Here is a 13957-nt window from a genome sequence, read left to right as displayed (position 1 = left end):
GTATCGACTATATTTACAGGACGGAGTCGTGGCTTGTGCTTTATAGTGATATGTCAAAAGAACAACTGCAAAAAGAGATGAAGGAATTACAGCAAAAAGGACAGCGCGCTTTTGATGAAGAAAATTGGAGTGAATACGAGGTGCACATGACGAAATGGTACCTTGCCAAAAGCTATGAAATGCTCCCTGACGCAAAAATTGAAGTTGGACGCACGTATCGCCTCGCTGAAGTGTATGACCGCCTGACCGTCACCGCACTGGAAGGCGTGATGGCTTGGGGAATACAGCAATCATCCGGAGAGACCATTGCCGTGCCCATCGCACGGCTTGAAGCGTATGACGACGATTTGTAATGAGTAAAATATTCCCCTAGTCCAGATTGTAACCCCCCCCCCTCAAAATCCACATCCGAAAACGGGGTTGCGCCAAATTCGCAAACCCCCGTTCAGATATCGACACTCGGCTGCTCAGATGCGGACAATCATATCAGCGAGCGTCTTTGGCGCACTGTTGAGTGTTTTTGCGCCTTCTTCTGTGATGACAATCAAATCTTCAATCCGCACACCGAATTTCCCCGGCAGATAAACCCCTGGTTCAATGCTCATGACCATCCCCGGCTCCAGCACTTGCTGGTTGCCAGCCATGACAAAGGGCGCCTCGTGAATATCTAAACCGACACCGTGGCCTGTCCGGTGATTAAAATACGGACCATATCCACCATCTGTGATGACTTTGCGCACAACCTCGTCGACATGTCCCAAAGTGACGCCGGGCTTCGCTGCGGCAATGCCCGCCAGATTGGCTGCTAGCACCAACTCATACACAGTGCGCACTTCCTGTGTCGCTTCGCCAATTACAAACGTGCGCGTAATATCGCTGCAGTACAGATTGTGAATGCCGCCTGTATCGACAATCAGCGTCGTCCCTGCCTGCAGTTTTGTTCGATCCGGTTCGTGGTGCGGTTCGGCCCCATTTGCCCCGACGCCGACAATCGGCGGAAATGACATTCCTTCGGCGCCGACTTCTTCCCACAATTGCGCCAGACGGTTCGCGATCTCCTTCTCCGTCTGACCTGCGGCAAATTGACGGGCAAGTCGTTGCACGACCTCGTCAGCCTGCTTCGACGCATGCAGAAGTTCCTGCAGTTCGACTTCGTCTTTGACCACCCGCACCGCTTCAATGAATCCATCGCCCGCCACCGTCTGGAGCGCCGCAGGCAAATCCGCCTGCAGTGCAAGCAGATGTCTCGCCTGCCAAGCGCCATCAATCGCAAGTTGCCCGCTTTGTGCGCCTATCGCTTGCACGATGAGTGGATAAGGTGAATCCCCGTCTGACCAATACGTGGTGGGTACCTGCATGGCCGAGACAGGCGACCGGAACATCTCGTGTGCGACGGCGCGCACTTCGCCATCGCGTCGGACGATGAGTGCGGCTGCCCGCTCGCCCGTTTCTAATCCAACTCCGGTAAAATAGTAAAAACACGCAGGATGTGTCAGTAAGATGGCCGCTACATCTGCTGCTGCTAGTTGTTCTCTAAGGCGTGTTTGACGTGTTGCGTGAATGTTTTGCCCAGACATAACCGCACCTCCTATATCGCCCCTAAGTGTATCAGAGCGACGGTGCCGTGTTAAGCAAATATCGCGCGAAACGAGCCACCTGCTGCATGGTCACCTCCACCTCGTGATTGGTCAGAATATCACGTCCAGGACGGCTGTTGCAGTCATACACATATGCTGCCTTATCGGCGGCAGATATGCCCACGTCGATGCCCAGGATGCCGACATGTGGATACTTCAATGAGACGAGTTTGGCGACCTCTAAAGCCTGATCGGCGACATGACTGATATCTGCTTCCTGCAATTGCAACGCGGCGATGGTTTCACGCGTCGCCTGCGCATTTTGCAGTGTCAATGATTGAATGGAGCCGCCTGCATGGAAATTGGTGAGCGCATGCCCCACTCTGCCAAAGCGGGCAGTCAACGCAGTCACACCCCATATCCCCTGGCTGCCTCGCGCCACGGTGACGCGAAAATCGACTTTGCGGCCATCTTGTGTCTGGAGGAGACCAATGTCTTCCTGAAGCAGATACACACGCTGCGTCAAGGCGCGATCGAGCCGACGGCAAAGCTCATCTTCACTCCATTCCGCCTTGATGTCTCTGTCGTAAAACCGCTCGCCGCGCACTGCAAATCGCTTGTTGGTCAGTGGCTCTATGCGCAGCATATTTCGTCCACCAGAACCGTATACCGGCTTGAACCACATCGGCGACTGCGTTTCATTTAATCGGCGCAGAACCACGTTTGCATCGATATCAAACTGCGTTGACGGCAATAGTTTTTTGTCTGCTGTTGCCTTGCGTTGCTCATATTCCAGCAACAACCATTGATGGAGTTCATCTTTCGCTGGCAGTTTTGGGTTGAAAAAAATGATGCCCAAACGCCGCAGCGTCGCCAACGCCTTCCTGTAGGCGCCGCGATGTGTTTTCAGTTCAGAGAGATACATTGCGTCGTATACAACCCCACCTGCCATTTTGCAATGCCGGGATCGCCAGATATGGGGACGCTTTTTATCGAGCGACCATCCGCGACAAAAACCGCGCGCGTCAATGCGTTCCGGTGTGGTCAATACCATCTCCAAATCAAGCGTGGAGCAGGCATTTGCCAACCACTCAAACGTCTTTTGACGGCGGCGGAGATGACGAAGGGCCCGGGGATCACTTCCAGTCAATACAAAAAACACGACGCCCCCTCCTTGCATCAAAGACGGATCTCAAAATCTGATCCTGGCCCATCGTATTCAAACAGCCGTGACGGTTTGACGGCAAATCCGTATTCTAAACTCAAAGACAAGTCAGATCTACGAAGGAGTGACTTGCAGTGCACGTGATGCTTGTTGCGCCAGAGGATCTCCCGATTCCGCCAACACGTGGGGGAAGTGTGCAAATCTACCTCTCCCACTTATGCGCTGCTTTGGCGGAACGAAAACACATTGATATCACACTCATCAGTCCAGGCAACGTTGCACAAAGCAAACAGTACACCCATACGCCCTATCGCCACATTGTGGTCAAGGGAGACAAAAAAACCTACTGGCGGCGGGTTCACAGGTTTGTGAAAGCAGGAGAACCTGACGTCGTCCAAATTGATAATCGCCCTTTAGAAGCGCTGCACATCCTGGAGGCCAATCCTCACAGTAAGGTGGTTTTAAATTTACATTCACTCACTTTTCTCGGTCCACGCCACATCAAAACTGAGGAAGCAAGGACCATTTTGCAAAAAGCCGACGCCGTTGTCTGCAACAGCCGCAACTTGGCAGATACCATTGCAAGGCGCTACAAACTCAAACACAACTGGCGGCGCCATGTCATCTATCCTGGTGTACAATCGACAACCGACACGCCGGCGCTCACGCGCGGACATTCCACCGATACGATGCGCGTGCTTTTTGTCGGGCGAGTCATTCGCCAAAAAGGCGTTCACATCGCGATTGAGGCAATCCGTCAACAACACCGTCAAAACAATGTGTCATTGACCATCGTCGGCAAAACACACGCTTGGGAAAAAACGTACCGCAAGCAAATTGAACTCGATGCCAAAGGGTTACCCATCAAGTTCGTCGGATTCGTGCCGCCACACGAGTTGACAGAACTGTACAAAAAACATCATCTGCTGATTTGCCCCTCGCAAAAGCATGAGGCGTTCGGCCTCGTCAACATCGAGGCAATGAACCACGGTCTGCCCGTCATCGCCAGCAAGCTTGGCGGCGTTCCCGAAGCGGTCGGAAAGCACGGCGGCATACTTGTGTCTCGTTACCAAATGCCCAGTGAGTTCGCCAAGGCCATTGACAAAATGCGCGATCCGAAACGTTACAACAAAATGAGTAAATACGCGCTGCGGCATGCGCAAAAATTCACATGGAAAAAAACCGCACGCAAGTTTGATCACCTCTATCGCGACATCTGCCCAGCCAGATAGTCCGCGTCTGGTACAAAGGCATACAAAAACACCCGCCGAATCGGCGGGTGTTGCACATTTTTTGATCCTCCAATGATGAGGGAGCTTTAAACCTATCCTGTAAGTAAAATCGATACCTTCGTGTGCACCATCCGCAATGCTCCGATTGACCTTTTATTTTCCATGGTTCTGCTGGTGCGGGATGTATCACGCATGGCGGTCTATTGAAACATACCGCGCATGACGAAACTGACGTTTGCTGGGCGTTCGGCCAAGCGTCTCATGAAATAACCGTACCAGTCATCGCCATAAGGCACGTAAATGCGCACAGGATAGCCTTCATCTACAAGTTGTTGCTGCAAATTGTTGCGTATGCCGTAAAGCATCTGGAACTCATATTGCGCCTTGGCAATGCCCTTTTGCGCAATCTGCTCTTTGGCGTAGCTGATGATTCGTTCATCATGAGTGGCGATGGACGTCAACCCTGGGCTGGGCAAGTGGACATCCAACATTTTTAGGTAGTTTGCATCCACATCTGCTTTGTCTGGAAAGGCCACAGACGCAGGTTCCTTGTAGGCGCCTTTCACAAGGCGGATGCTGGCGCCGCGTTCAGCCAGTGCGCGCACATCGTCCAAACTGCGGTACAGATACGATTGAATCACGGTTTGCAACTTGTCGTAGGATGCGGCCAACGACGTGAAAATGTCCAGCGTCATCTGACAACGCTCAAAGTCCTCCATGTCGATGTTGACCCACAACCCCCGCGATTTCGCACATGCAATGATCTGACGCATGTTTTCGAGGCAGAGTTCCTCACTGATATCCATACCAATTTGCGTCAGTTTCAAACTGAGGGAAGAATTGACTCCCGCCTCGTGAATCGCTTCGAGTGTACGCACACAGAAATCTGCAGACGCGCGCGCCTCCTGTTCATCCGCGACAAACTCGCCAAGGTGATCCAGCGTCACAGCCATGTTGTTCTCATTGAGCGCACGCACCGTGGCAATTGCACTTTCAATGGTCTCCCCGGCGACAAAGCGATTTGCGCCAAAGCGCAATCCATATCGACGCGCCCAATCGTTCATGCCTTTATTTTTTGCCAACTGCAGGAAGAAAGAACGAAGCGCCTCTTCCATAAAAACATCCCTCACTTTTAATCAACCACTCACGTCCGCGTGCCTAAGCCACACGCGGCAATCCAAATCATCGTTCTTTTCCAATCGTCGCCCGATGTGCGTTTTTTGAGCTGCCCTGACGCAGCATCGGGCTTCTATTACCTGGTGATATGCAACAATTTCAATATGCTGACACCCCGCTCACCCGCAGTGTACCCGAGGACAAAGCCGAGCAATACAATGAAGGCCAGCCAAAAGACGACGGTCAGGAAGGTCAGTAAAAAGCGTCCCAAACTTCTCCGCCGTGCAAACCGACGTAAAATCATCAACACGATGGCTATGATTCCTGAAATGACAATAAGTAAATATAGCAGTGTTCACCGCTCCCCAAACCCCGGCCGCCTTTGATTAAGAACGTACGGCCGGCAAAATGCGGTCGGGATTGACCGTTCGGACAATGGCATGTGTACGAACATCTGTCGCATCAAACTGCGTGAGATAATCTATCACTTCTTTTGTGATGACCGTCGGTGTGCTCGCGCCCGCCGTCACGGCCACCCGTTTTGCATCCATCAACCAAGACGGACGGATCTCACTGACATCGGCCACTCGGTGAGCCCGCGTTCCAGCAATTTCCTCTGCCACTTGCGCCAAGCGATTGGAATTGTTGCTGCGCGGATCACCGACAACAATACAGACATCTGCCGTGCCTGCTTGTTCTGCCACGGCCTGCTGACGCATTTGCGTCGCCATGCAAATTTCATTGTGGACTTCTGCGGTTGGAAACTTTTCAACGACCAACTGCATCAGATCCCGCGTGTCCCATTGGCTCATGGTCGTTTGATTGGTCACGATAATTCGTTCGGTTTGCAATGTCAGCGCACTGACATCAGACGCGGATTCAACCAGGTGAACACGCCCTGGCGCAACACCCATGGCGCCTTCTGGTTCCGGGTGGTTTTTTTTGCCGATATAGACGATGTCATAACCAGCAGCCACCTTTTCTCGAATCAAATCGTGCGTTCGCGTGACATCAGGACAAGTCGCGTCAATCACACGCAATCCTTTGGCCTTTGCCATCTGTTTGACTTCGGGAGACACGCCATGTGCCGTAAATATGACCGTGCCCTCGTCTATTTCGTTGAGCAACGACAGCCTGTCCGCTCCATCCACAGTGATGACGCCCTGTTTCGCAAAGGCATCGACGACATGCTGATTGTGCACAATCATCCCCAGGATATAGACCGGCCGCTTAAGCGATTTGTCTTCCGCCGCGCGTTTGGCGATGACCATCGCGTCGACCACACCATAACAGTATCCCCGCGGCGTGATTTTAATGACTTCCGTTGGCTTCGCCCCCTTTCCACTCATCATACAACATCTCCGCCAAACCGGAAGTTCCAACATTTGGACGTTTATGACTTTTGCCACTGACGCAGCAATGTCTGCTTTAAATCCCACAATTGCTGTGATAGATCCACATGGTACTCATGCGGTTTAAGATGGCGCAGCACCTCTGACGAGAAGTATTTCAACTGCTCCTCCACACGCTTTTGAATGGTAGCGATATCGGGTAAATCATATACCAATTTGCCTGCAATAAAAACAGGAATTAAAAGTTCCTCAATTTTGTAATTAGAAATCACCTTGCGCTTATAAGTGTGAATGGGATCAAACAGTTCCAATTCTTCATTGGGATCGTAGACTTCGTCCCACAATGTGATCAGATCCGCTACGGCGTGATCCTCTACATATAGGCGGAGCAATTTTTTCTTGCCGGGATTCGTCACCTTGCTCGGATTCTCCGAAACCTTGATTCGCGGTTCTAAACGCCCATCGACTTCTTCCGCCACCAGTTTGTACACACAGCCTAGCGCTGGACATTCCGAACTGGTGATGAGGTGTGTGCCAACGCCCCACGTATCGATTTCCGCACCCTGTGTGACCAAGTCCCGTATCGTGTATTCGTCGAGATCGGACGAGGCGACAATGGCCGTCTCGGTCAACCCAGCAGCATCCAGCATCTGGCGCGCCCGCTTGGAAAGGTACGCCAAATCGCCGCTGTCGATGCGTATGCCCTTCAACTGATGCCCTTTTGCCGCCAGTTCTTTCCCGACGATGATGGCATTGGGCACGCCCGAACGCAAGACATCATATGTATCCACGAGCAATACGGTATCGTCCGGAAACGCATCTGCATAACCGCGAAACGATTCCAGTTCACTCGAAAAACTTTGAATCCAGCTGTGCGCCTGCGTCCCCACGACAGGCAAATTGTACGATTCTGCAGCCATGACGTTGCTTGTCGCCACACAGCCGCCGATAAATGCGGCCCGCGCGCCAAACACGGAAGCATCTATATTTTGCGCCCTGCGCAAGCCCATTTCGATAACCGGACTCCCCGGACGACGGAAATTCGTCTCTGCCGCCTCGACAATCCTGCGCGCCTTGGTGGCAATCAGGCTCTGGTGATTGACAAAGGACAAGATAGCCGACTCAATCAGTTGCACTTCGAGAACAGGGCCTTCCACACGAATGATTGGCTCATTGGGAAAAACGACGGTTCCCTCTGGCACTGCGTAGAGATCGCCGCTGAAACGAAAATCTTTCAGATGGTCTAAAAAAGCTTCAGAAAACATCTGAAGCGAACGCAAATACGCCAAATCCTCATCGGTAAAATGCAAATGAGACAAATACCATGCCGCTTGCTCCAACCCTGCTGCAATCACATAGCCATTGCCGCAAGGGTTTTGCCGATAAAACAAATCAAAGACAACGCGTTCTTCGTGCCGGCCCGCGCAAAACTGGCCGTACATCATGGTCAATTGATACAAATCTGTCAGCAACGTCAAATGTCGATCCCGATAAACCGGAAGTTGCGACAGCGTTTGCATGCGCGCTTCTGCGCGATTTGCTTGTTCACTCAATCTGGTCGTCATCTCCTGCAAGTTGATTACAAATTTCCCGTGCCAGATTTGCTTCTCCCGCGGCAATCAGGTCTCGAGTCACAAGGCCGTAGTCGGTCCCATCCAACTGACTGACTTGCCCGCCAGCCTCTTGGACTAACAGTACCCCTGCTGCAACATCCCAGGCGTTCAACTCGAACTCCCAAAACACGTCAATGCGTCCCGCCGCCACATAAGCCAAGTGCAGTGCCGCCGCTCCGAGCGTGCGCAAACTTTTTGCACGCTTGACGATATGCATGGTCCGCTCCATCATCAAGGTCCGGTTCAAGTGGCGCATCGGCAGTCCAGTCGCCAGCACGGCGTGATCGATTTCAGACACACGTGAAACGGAAAGTCGCATGCCCGGCGTCCGTTTGGTAGACTCGCGCAACCAGGCTTGCGCATCTTCTCTTGTGGTCAGATGCGCACCTTGACCACGTACAGTGTAAAACAGTTCTTCGCGGTATGGATCATAAATCACGCCGACCTCAATCTGGCCGTGTGACGCATAGGCGATGGATACGACAGACAAAGGAATCGCATTGACGAAGTTGGTGGTGCCATCGAGCGGATCGACAATCCAAAGCGATGCTTCGTCCTTCATCTGATGTGTCGCCTGAACCGATGCTTCGCGGCCTGGCTCCACTGCTTCTTCGCCGAGCACCTGGTGCGTTGGAAACGCTTTTTCAATATGCCCGCGAATGATCCGCTCACAGTGCGCATCCACATCGGTGACCACATCAGCTGGGGAGGTTTTTGTATGAACAACCAGTTCAGTCGCAAATCGCGACCTGAAATAAGCGCCTGCTTCAAGTGCCGCTTCGATGGCGGTTTGCAAAACAAGCCCGTTTATAGAAGCAGATGTTGTCATATTGAAGTGATCCTTTCTCTGACGACTTTGGTCTAATGGACATGTGAAAATCCATCAGATTGAATGACAAAGGTACGTATCTGGTGTTTGGCAAAAGACTCAAACACCAAATATATTCGATTTTAATGATTATAGAGGACTTTTTCACTTGTCCCCTAGTCACACTGTACATGAGGGACAGAAGACAGACAAGCACATCATCCAGATTGCTCCAGTCGTCATGGCGAGATAAGATAGAAGGAAATCATATCAAGTCAGCGCATCAAGGGAGGCTTTTACATGTCGCACTTGAACACACGTACAGTACATGACTCGCTAGGGGATATACAAATTCCCGAGGAAGCTTATTATGGCGCCCAAACTGCCCGGGCCATCGAGAATTTTCCAATCAGCGGCATCCATCTCCCGCATGCCTTTGTTCATGCGCAAGCTTTGATCAAATGGGCCGCAAGCAAGGCACATGCCGACTTGGGCGTATTGGAGAAAACCAAAGCAGAGGCCATTTGTCAGGCCGCCGAAGAAGTGATGGCAGGCAAACACGCAAACTGGTTCAAAGTTGACGTCTACCAAGCTGGCGCTGGCACATCGCAGAATATGAACGTCAACGAAGTGATTGCCAGTCGGGCGGCGGAACTGCTGGGCAAGCAGCGCGGAGATTCACAGGCGGTTCACCCCAACGACGATGTCAACAAGTCACAATCCACCAACGATACCATTCATGTCGCCATGAATATCGCAGGCATGAACCTGCTCGCCAACGAGTTGGATCCGGCGCTGGCTGGGTTGCAAAGCGCCCTCGAAGAGAAAGCGACCGCGTTCGCGGCGATTGTCAAGGCTGGCCGCACACACTTGCAAGACGCGGTTCCGATGCGCCTTGGACATGAATTTGCGGCATACGCAGAAAATATTCGGCGCCATCGCGTTTGGCTCGAACAAAATGCGGCCGCGCTGCTGGCGATTGGGCTCGGCGGAAATGCGGTTGGCACGGGAATCAATACACCGCCTGGTTTTGCCGACATCGCTGTGAAATACATCGCAGAAGCCACGAAACTTGCGTTCCATCTGCCCACCAATCCATTCACATTCAATCAAAACCCGGATGAAGTGGTGTTGGTCAGCGGTGTGTTGCGCAATATTGCACAGGCGTTGGGGCGTATTGCAAATGATTTGCGGTTGCTCGCATCCGGACCGAGAACAGGCTTTGGTGAACTGGAACTGCCTGCGGTTCAACCGGGTTCCTCCATTATGCCGGGCAAGGTCAACCCCGTCATGGCGGAAATGATGAACATGGTCGCCTACCAAGTGGCCGGTTGTGATACAACCGTCGCCCAAGCAGGCGCTGCTGGACAATTGGAGCTCAATGTCATGATGCCGGTGATGGCGGCAAATTTCCTCCACGAAATTCACATTTTGACGACCAGCGTCACCGCGCTGACTGAAAAGTGCATCTACGGTATTGCGGCAGATGAAGCGCGCTGCCGTTGGTATGCAGAAAACACATTGTCACTGGCAACGGCGCTCAACGTGGAAGTCGGCTACGAAGAGGCGGCAAAACTGGTGAAACACGCCTTAGCACACGACATCTCCTTGCGTGAAGCAGGTCAAGCAATCGGCGTAGACGAACAGACGCTGAACAAGGCATTGGATGTCGAGCGCCTCTCACAGGTGGTTGACAGCGTGGCGCCGCCACAGTCAAACGCCCTACATGGAACAGGCGCGAAGCCCACAACCCGTGAATTTGAATCAGCAGATTGAATGCCCAGGGGAAATGTGAAAATCCATCAAATCGAATGACTGAAGGCCCTTTTCACATTCGCCCGAGGCCACCATGCGCGATGCTTCTCGCATCGATAGCTCGTGAAATGAGCCAACCAATCGAGGCATCGCCGATGGCACGCAAATGTATGAACCAAGCCAGATTAGATGTCACTCGTCCTTGAAGTAGCGCCAGTCCAGTTTGGACGATTTGAGTAGTTCGTCAAATGAACCTTCGTCGTCTTCCTGTGGGTCAAATAACTCGGCAAATGACAAATCTGGGTTGTCGGCGAGCCGTTCCTCTGTTGTGCGGCCCGCCTTTTGCTTGGTTTTTGGCTGTATCTTCTCCGGCTTCTTTTCTTCTACTTCCGCCAACTGCGCTTTTAACTGCGTCAATTTTGCCGCAGCTTGTCCACCGATGGCATCGCCTAAATGAAAAGTTTCTTCCTTGGGTTTCTCCGGTGCCTTTTTTTTCGGCGCATCCCGGATGATGTCCATTGCGTAATCCGGCTTGTCCGGTCGTTCTTCAACAGATTTTTGCCGCTTGTTTTTATGTCGTTTACTCATCGCTTTGCCGCTCCTCTTCTGATTTGGCTTGCGCATCTAGCCAGGCAGCGAGATACTGCTTTTCTTCCATAACCAAATCCGGGTGGTCGTTCAAATACTTGCGCAAAATGACATCCTCATACGCTGGATCATCAGGTGTGGCGACGATGTCATTGATGATGTTGGACAGTCTCCTGTCGTAGAGAATTTCCCATTCTTCTACCCCGTTCAAGGTGTTCTGCCGCAACACCTGCATGTATATCCCGTCATGTTCAGTTCCGTCCATCTGGACGTACATCATCATCTCGAAGTCATCCCAGCGATGAACCCAGTCCAATTGGTCAAACGTACGCATTATCAAGCTCCATTCCGGCATAAATCATGTCTGCTTGCGCCAAAGTATATCATATGATGCATGCCTATCGGAGAAAGCGATGAATCCGCAAATGGAAACAAAGATGCAGGACGCACTCAATTTTGCTAAAATGACAGGAGTGTTACATAATCGTTTGGCAAGACGCTGATAGTGTGATTGCGTTCTTGAGGAGGCAATAGGTACATGCGCAAGTTTTTCTGGGTCTTATTCTTTATCGCACTCGTTGTTGTTGCTGTTGAGACATTTATGCCACATAGCGCCTGATTCAAATAACGGTTTGTTTGAAACAACCGTGAGGCTGGGGAACAACCCAGCCTCGTTTAGAAAACTTCCCTCTACCCTAGAAATGTTACGACACCTTGGTCGCGCCATTCGCGATACCTTGATGGAGTGGCATTTTCATGATGCCTCTGATGCGGAAGGCAGCACGTATGACGGTCCATCCCATCCGTTCAGGATGTCAGCGCCTGTTTGAACGCTTTCGTCAGCAAAGGGACCACTTCAAACAGGTCACCGACAATGCCATAGTCCGCAATTTGGAATATTGGCGCTTCTGGATCCTTGTTGATGGCCACAATCACTTTTGAATTCGACATCCCCGCCAAATGCTGAATTGCACCAGAAATGCCACATGCAATATAGAGATCTGGCGTAACCACTTTTCCGGTCTGACCAATTTGTAACGCATAGTCACAATAGCCTGCATCACAGGCGCCGCGCGATGCGCCAACAGCAGCGCCGAGCACATCTGCAAGTTCTTGCAGCGGTTGAAAGCCTTCCGCAGACTTCACACCTCGACCGCCGGAGACGATGATTTTGGCCTCAGTGAGATCTACGCCGCCAGTTGCCTTGTGGATGACCTCTTGCACCATCGTGATCAAATCGGGCGTTTCAAATGTGATGTCGACGTTTTGCACCTGGGCGGTCTTTTGTTCGCCCGTGTACGGAGGTAGATTGTTTGGACGTAGGGTCAGCACGTATGGTTCGGATTTAGGGGCCACTTTCGTCAATGCCTTGCCAGCGTATATTGGCCGCGTAAATGTCGGTTTCTCACCACTTGCATCCAGATGAATGACGTCCGAAATCTGCCCCAAGCCGAGGCGCATGGCGACCATTGGAGCCAAATCTTTACCGATGGCAGAATGTGCAAACAGAACAACTTGCGGCGATACGGACTGATAGATATGAAGGAACGCTTTCCGATACGAAGCCGGCGTATAATGGGCAAGTGCTTCGTCATCAACCTGCCATACGACATCGGCGCCGTGCGCCCCCAGTTCCGGCACTTCCACCTGATGCCCCAGCACCACCACATGGACCGCGCCCCCATTCGCCAACTGGTTGGCTGCGCCCAATAGTTCATATGTGACTTGCCGCAATGCCTGGTGGCGCACATCCGCGACAACCAAAATGGTTTTTCCCACGCTGGTTCCTCCTCGTGTTGTCAGGGTATCTTCGCCGACACTCAGCCCACGACTTTATCAACTGTGCAAAGCGCGCCAACAAGTTCTATCACTTGCGCTGTCAAATCTCCTTGCAGGATTTTTCCAGCCGCTTTCGCAGGGGGCAAGAACGTGTCCAGCACTTCTGTTTTTGCCGCAATGTCGTCCTCACAAAGTGCCAAGTCGGCCAGCGACACGGTTCGCAGCGGTTTTTTCCCCGCTTTGCGTATCCCAATCAAAGACGGGTAACGCGGGTCATTCAAGCCTTGCTGCGCAGTGATGACCATCGGCAATTGTCCCACAACGACCTCTTCGTCCCCTTCTGCGTCCCGCCGCCCGACAACCTGGTTCCCGTTCACTTCCAATTTCGTCAGTGTAGAAATGTGTGCGTAGCCCAACAGTTCCGCCAAGCGGACAGCAACTTGGCTGGCGCCGTCATCGACAGCTTGGTTCCCCGCCAGAATCAGGTCGTATTCACCCTGCTTGGCGATGGCCGCAAGTACATGTGCGGTGGTGTAGGAATCGCCAAACAGCGCCGGATCGGAAGCTAAAATGGCCTCGTCGGCGCCCATCGCCAACGCCGTGCGCAAAGCTTCCTGCGTTCGTTCGGGCCCTACACTCGCCACGGTCACAGTCGCGCCATAGGCCTCTTTGAGGCGAACGGCCTCCTCTATCGCATATTCATCATACGGATTGACGACAAAACGAACGCCATCTTCTTTTACACGCCCATCGACAATCGCAATTCGCTCTTCCGTGTCAAACGTCTGTTTTAAGAGCACCAGAATATTCATGACCCTGCCCCCTCCTTCGCACTCCTCGGAAGCGCTTGCTCATGTTTTGAAATCTATGTGGCCAAAGTCAATCAAAGTATCGATTTATTTTACGTGCATAGACGGATGTATTGCAAAGATGTGTGGTGTATTTCAGTGGTTTGGGCACAACGATGAATTT

14 protein-coding genes are annotated in these 13957 nt (G+C 52.1%); 3 read left to right on the top strand and 11 right to left on the bottom strand.

Features of this window, described 5'->3' with window-relative positions; genetic code table 11:
* The first annotated feature begins 35 nt into the window (after window positions 1-35).
* The gene (locus tag ACFSB2_RS01700) at window positions 36-353 is read left to right on the top strand and encodes a DUF1811 family protein (RefSeq protein ID WP_377940824.1); all 318 of its coding nucleotides are present in this window, start codon (window positions 36-38) and stop codon (window positions 351-353) included.
* A gap of 114 nt (window positions 354-467) precedes the next feature.
* Here ACFSB2_RS01700 and ACFSB2_RS01695 read toward each other — a convergent pair whose 3' ends face one another.
* Together ACFSB2_RS01695 and ACFSB2_RS01690 are read right to left on the bottom strand one after the other, a co-directional pair.
* Window positions 468-1577: a M24 family metallopeptidase gene (locus ACFSB2_RS01695; protein WP_377940823.1), complete on the bottom strand. Its 1110-nt coding sequence runs from the start codon at window positions 1575-1577 to the stop codon at window positions 468-470.
* A gap of 31 nt (window positions 1578-1608) precedes the next feature.
* Window positions 1609-2739 carry a YheC/YheD family protein gene (locus ACFSB2_RS01690; RefSeq protein WP_377940822.1) on the bottom strand — a complete coding sequence of 377 codons (1131 nt, stop codon included), beginning with the start codon at window positions 2737-2739 and terminating at the stop codon, window positions 1609-1611.
* Between the two features lie 146 nt (window positions 2740-2885).
* On the opposite strand from ACFSB2_RS01690, the gene ACFSB2_RS01685 reads away from it, so the two are divergent.
* On the top strand, window positions 2886-3974 hold the full coding sequence (locus ACFSB2_RS01685; protein WP_377940864.1) for a glycosyltransferase family 4 protein: 1089 nt from the start codon (window positions 2886-2888) through the stop codon (window positions 3972-3974).
* 200 nt (window positions 3975-4174) lie between these two features.
* Here ACFSB2_RS01685 and ACFSB2_RS01680 read toward each other — a convergent pair whose 3' ends face one another.
* The 5 genes from ACFSB2_RS01680 to ACFSB2_RS01660 form a co-directional block, all read right to left on the bottom strand.
* Window positions 4175-5089: a proline dehydrogenase family protein gene (locus tag ACFSB2_RS01680; RefSeq protein WP_377940821.1), complete on the bottom strand. Its 915-nt coding sequence runs from the start codon at window positions 5087-5089 to the stop codon at window positions 4175-4177.
* Window positions 5090-5226: 137 nt separating this feature from the next.
* Window positions 5227-5400, bottom strand: coding sequence for a hypothetical protein (locus ACFSB2_RS01675; protein ID WP_377940819.1), 174 nt, complete (start codon window positions 5398-5400; stop codon window positions 5227-5229).
* Window positions 5401-5476: 76 nt separating this feature from the next.
* On the bottom strand, window positions 5477-6439 hold the full coding sequence (locus ACFSB2_RS01670; RefSeq protein WP_377940818.1) for a 4-hydroxy-3-methylbut-2-enyl diphosphate reductase: 963 nt from the start codon (window positions 6437-6439) through the stop codon (window positions 5477-5479).
* A gap of 44 nt (window positions 6440-6483) precedes the next feature.
* Window positions 6484-7962 carry a nicotinate phosphoribosyltransferase gene (locus ACFSB2_RS01665; RefSeq protein WP_377940863.1) on the bottom strand — a complete coding sequence of 493 codons (1479 nt, stop codon included), beginning with the start codon at window positions 7960-7962 and terminating at the stop codon, window positions 6484-6486.
* Window positions 7963-7987: 25 nt separating this feature from the next.
* Window positions 7988-8884: an inositol monophosphatase family protein gene (locus tag ACFSB2_RS01660; protein WP_377940817.1), complete on the bottom strand. Its 897-nt coding sequence runs from the start codon at window positions 8882-8884 to the stop codon at window positions 7988-7990.
* A 279-nt stretch (window positions 8885-9163) separates the two neighbouring features.
* Here ACFSB2_RS01660 and ACFSB2_RS01655 point away from each other — a divergent pair, with 279 nt between their 5' ends.
* Complete coding sequence (locus ACFSB2_RS01655; RefSeq protein WP_377940816.1) at window positions 9164-10639, top strand: class II fumarate hydratase; 1476 nt, start codon at window positions 9164-9166, stop codon at window positions 10637-10639.
* A 171-nt stretch (window positions 10640-10810) separates the two neighbouring features.
* Here the strand turns inward: ACFSB2_RS01655 and ACFSB2_RS01650 are convergent, their stop codons facing one another.
* The 4 genes from ACFSB2_RS01650 to ACFSB2_RS01635 form a co-directional block, all read right to left on the bottom strand.
* Window positions 10811-11206: a hypothetical protein gene (locus ACFSB2_RS01650; protein ID WP_377940815.1), complete on the bottom strand. Its 396-nt coding sequence runs from the start codon at window positions 11204-11206 to the stop codon at window positions 10811-10813.
* On the bottom strand, window positions 11199-11540 hold the full coding sequence (locus ACFSB2_RS01645) for a hypothetical protein (RefSeq protein WP_377940814.1): 342 nt from the start codon (window positions 11538-11540) through the stop codon (window positions 11199-11201). The genes ACFSB2_RS01650 and ACFSB2_RS01645 overlap by 8 nt, the downstream gene beginning before the upstream one ends.
* A 473-nt stretch (window positions 11541-12013) precedes the next feature.
* The gene (locus ACFSB2_RS01640; RefSeq protein WP_377940813.1) at window positions 12014-12985 is read right to left on the bottom strand and encodes an electron transfer flavoprotein subunit alpha/FixB family protein; all 972 of its coding nucleotides are present in this window, start codon (window positions 12983-12985) and stop codon (window positions 12014-12016) included.
* Between the two features lie 41 nt (window positions 12986-13026).
* Complete coding sequence (locus ACFSB2_RS01635; protein ID WP_377940812.1) at window positions 13027-13797, bottom strand: electron transfer flavoprotein subunit beta/FixA family protein; 771 nt, start codon at window positions 13795-13797, stop codon at window positions 13027-13029.
* Window positions 13798-13957: the final 160 nt, after the last annotated feature.

Origin of the sequence: Alicyclobacillus fodiniaquatilis (assembly GCF_042678105.1) — a bacterium.
GTDB classification, from domain to species: Bacteria; Bacillota; Bacilli; order Alicyclobacillales; family Alicyclobacillaceae; genus Alicyclobacillus; species Alicyclobacillus fodiniaquatilis.
Note: the sequence above shows the minus strand (reverse complement) of the source record. Positions and strands in the feature narration are given on the sequence as shown.

Excerpts from the sequence above, each read along its gene's own strand:
- ACFSB2_RS01680 (WP_377940821.1), bottom strand. The coding sequence starts at position 5,089 with ATGGAAGAGGCGCTTCGTTCTTTCTTCCTGCAGTTGGCAAAAAATAAA.
- ACFSB2_RS01695 (WP_377940823.1), bottom strand. The coding sequence starts at position 1,577 with ATGTCTGGGCAAAACATTCACGCAACACGTCAAACACGCCTTAGAGAA.
- ACFSB2_RS01635 (WP_377940812.1), bottom strand. The coding sequence starts at position 13,797 with ATGAATATTCTGGTGCTCTTAAAACAGACGTTTGACACGGAAGAGCGA.
- ACFSB2_RS01660 (WP_377940817.1), bottom strand. The coding sequence starts at position 8,884 with ATGACAACATCTGCTTCTATAAACGGGCTTGTTTTGCAAACCGCCATC.
- ACFSB2_RS01645 (WP_377940814.1), bottom strand. The coding sequence starts at position 11,540 with ATGCGTACGTTTGACCAATTGGACTGGGTTCATCGCTGGGATGACTTC.
- ACFSB2_RS01650 (WP_377940815.1), bottom strand. The coding sequence starts at position 11,206 with ATGAGTAAACGACATAAAAACAAGCGGCAAAAATCTGTTGAAGAACGA.
- ACFSB2_RS01665 (WP_377940863.1), bottom strand. The coding sequence starts at position 7,962 with ATGCAAACGCTGTCGCAACTTCCGGTTTATCGGGATCGACATTTGACG.
- ACFSB2_RS01670 (WP_377940818.1), bottom strand. The coding sequence starts at position 6,439 with ATGAGTGGAAAGGGGGCGAAGCCAACGGAAGTCATTAAAATCACGCCG.
- ACFSB2_RS01685 (WP_377940864.1), top strand. The coding sequence starts at position 2,886 with ATGCTTGTTGCGCCAGAGGATCTCCCGATTCCGCCAACACGTGGGGGA.
- ACFSB2_RS01655 (WP_377940816.1), top strand. The coding sequence starts at position 9,164 with ATGTCGCACTTGAACACACGTACAGTACATGACTCGCTAGGGGATATA.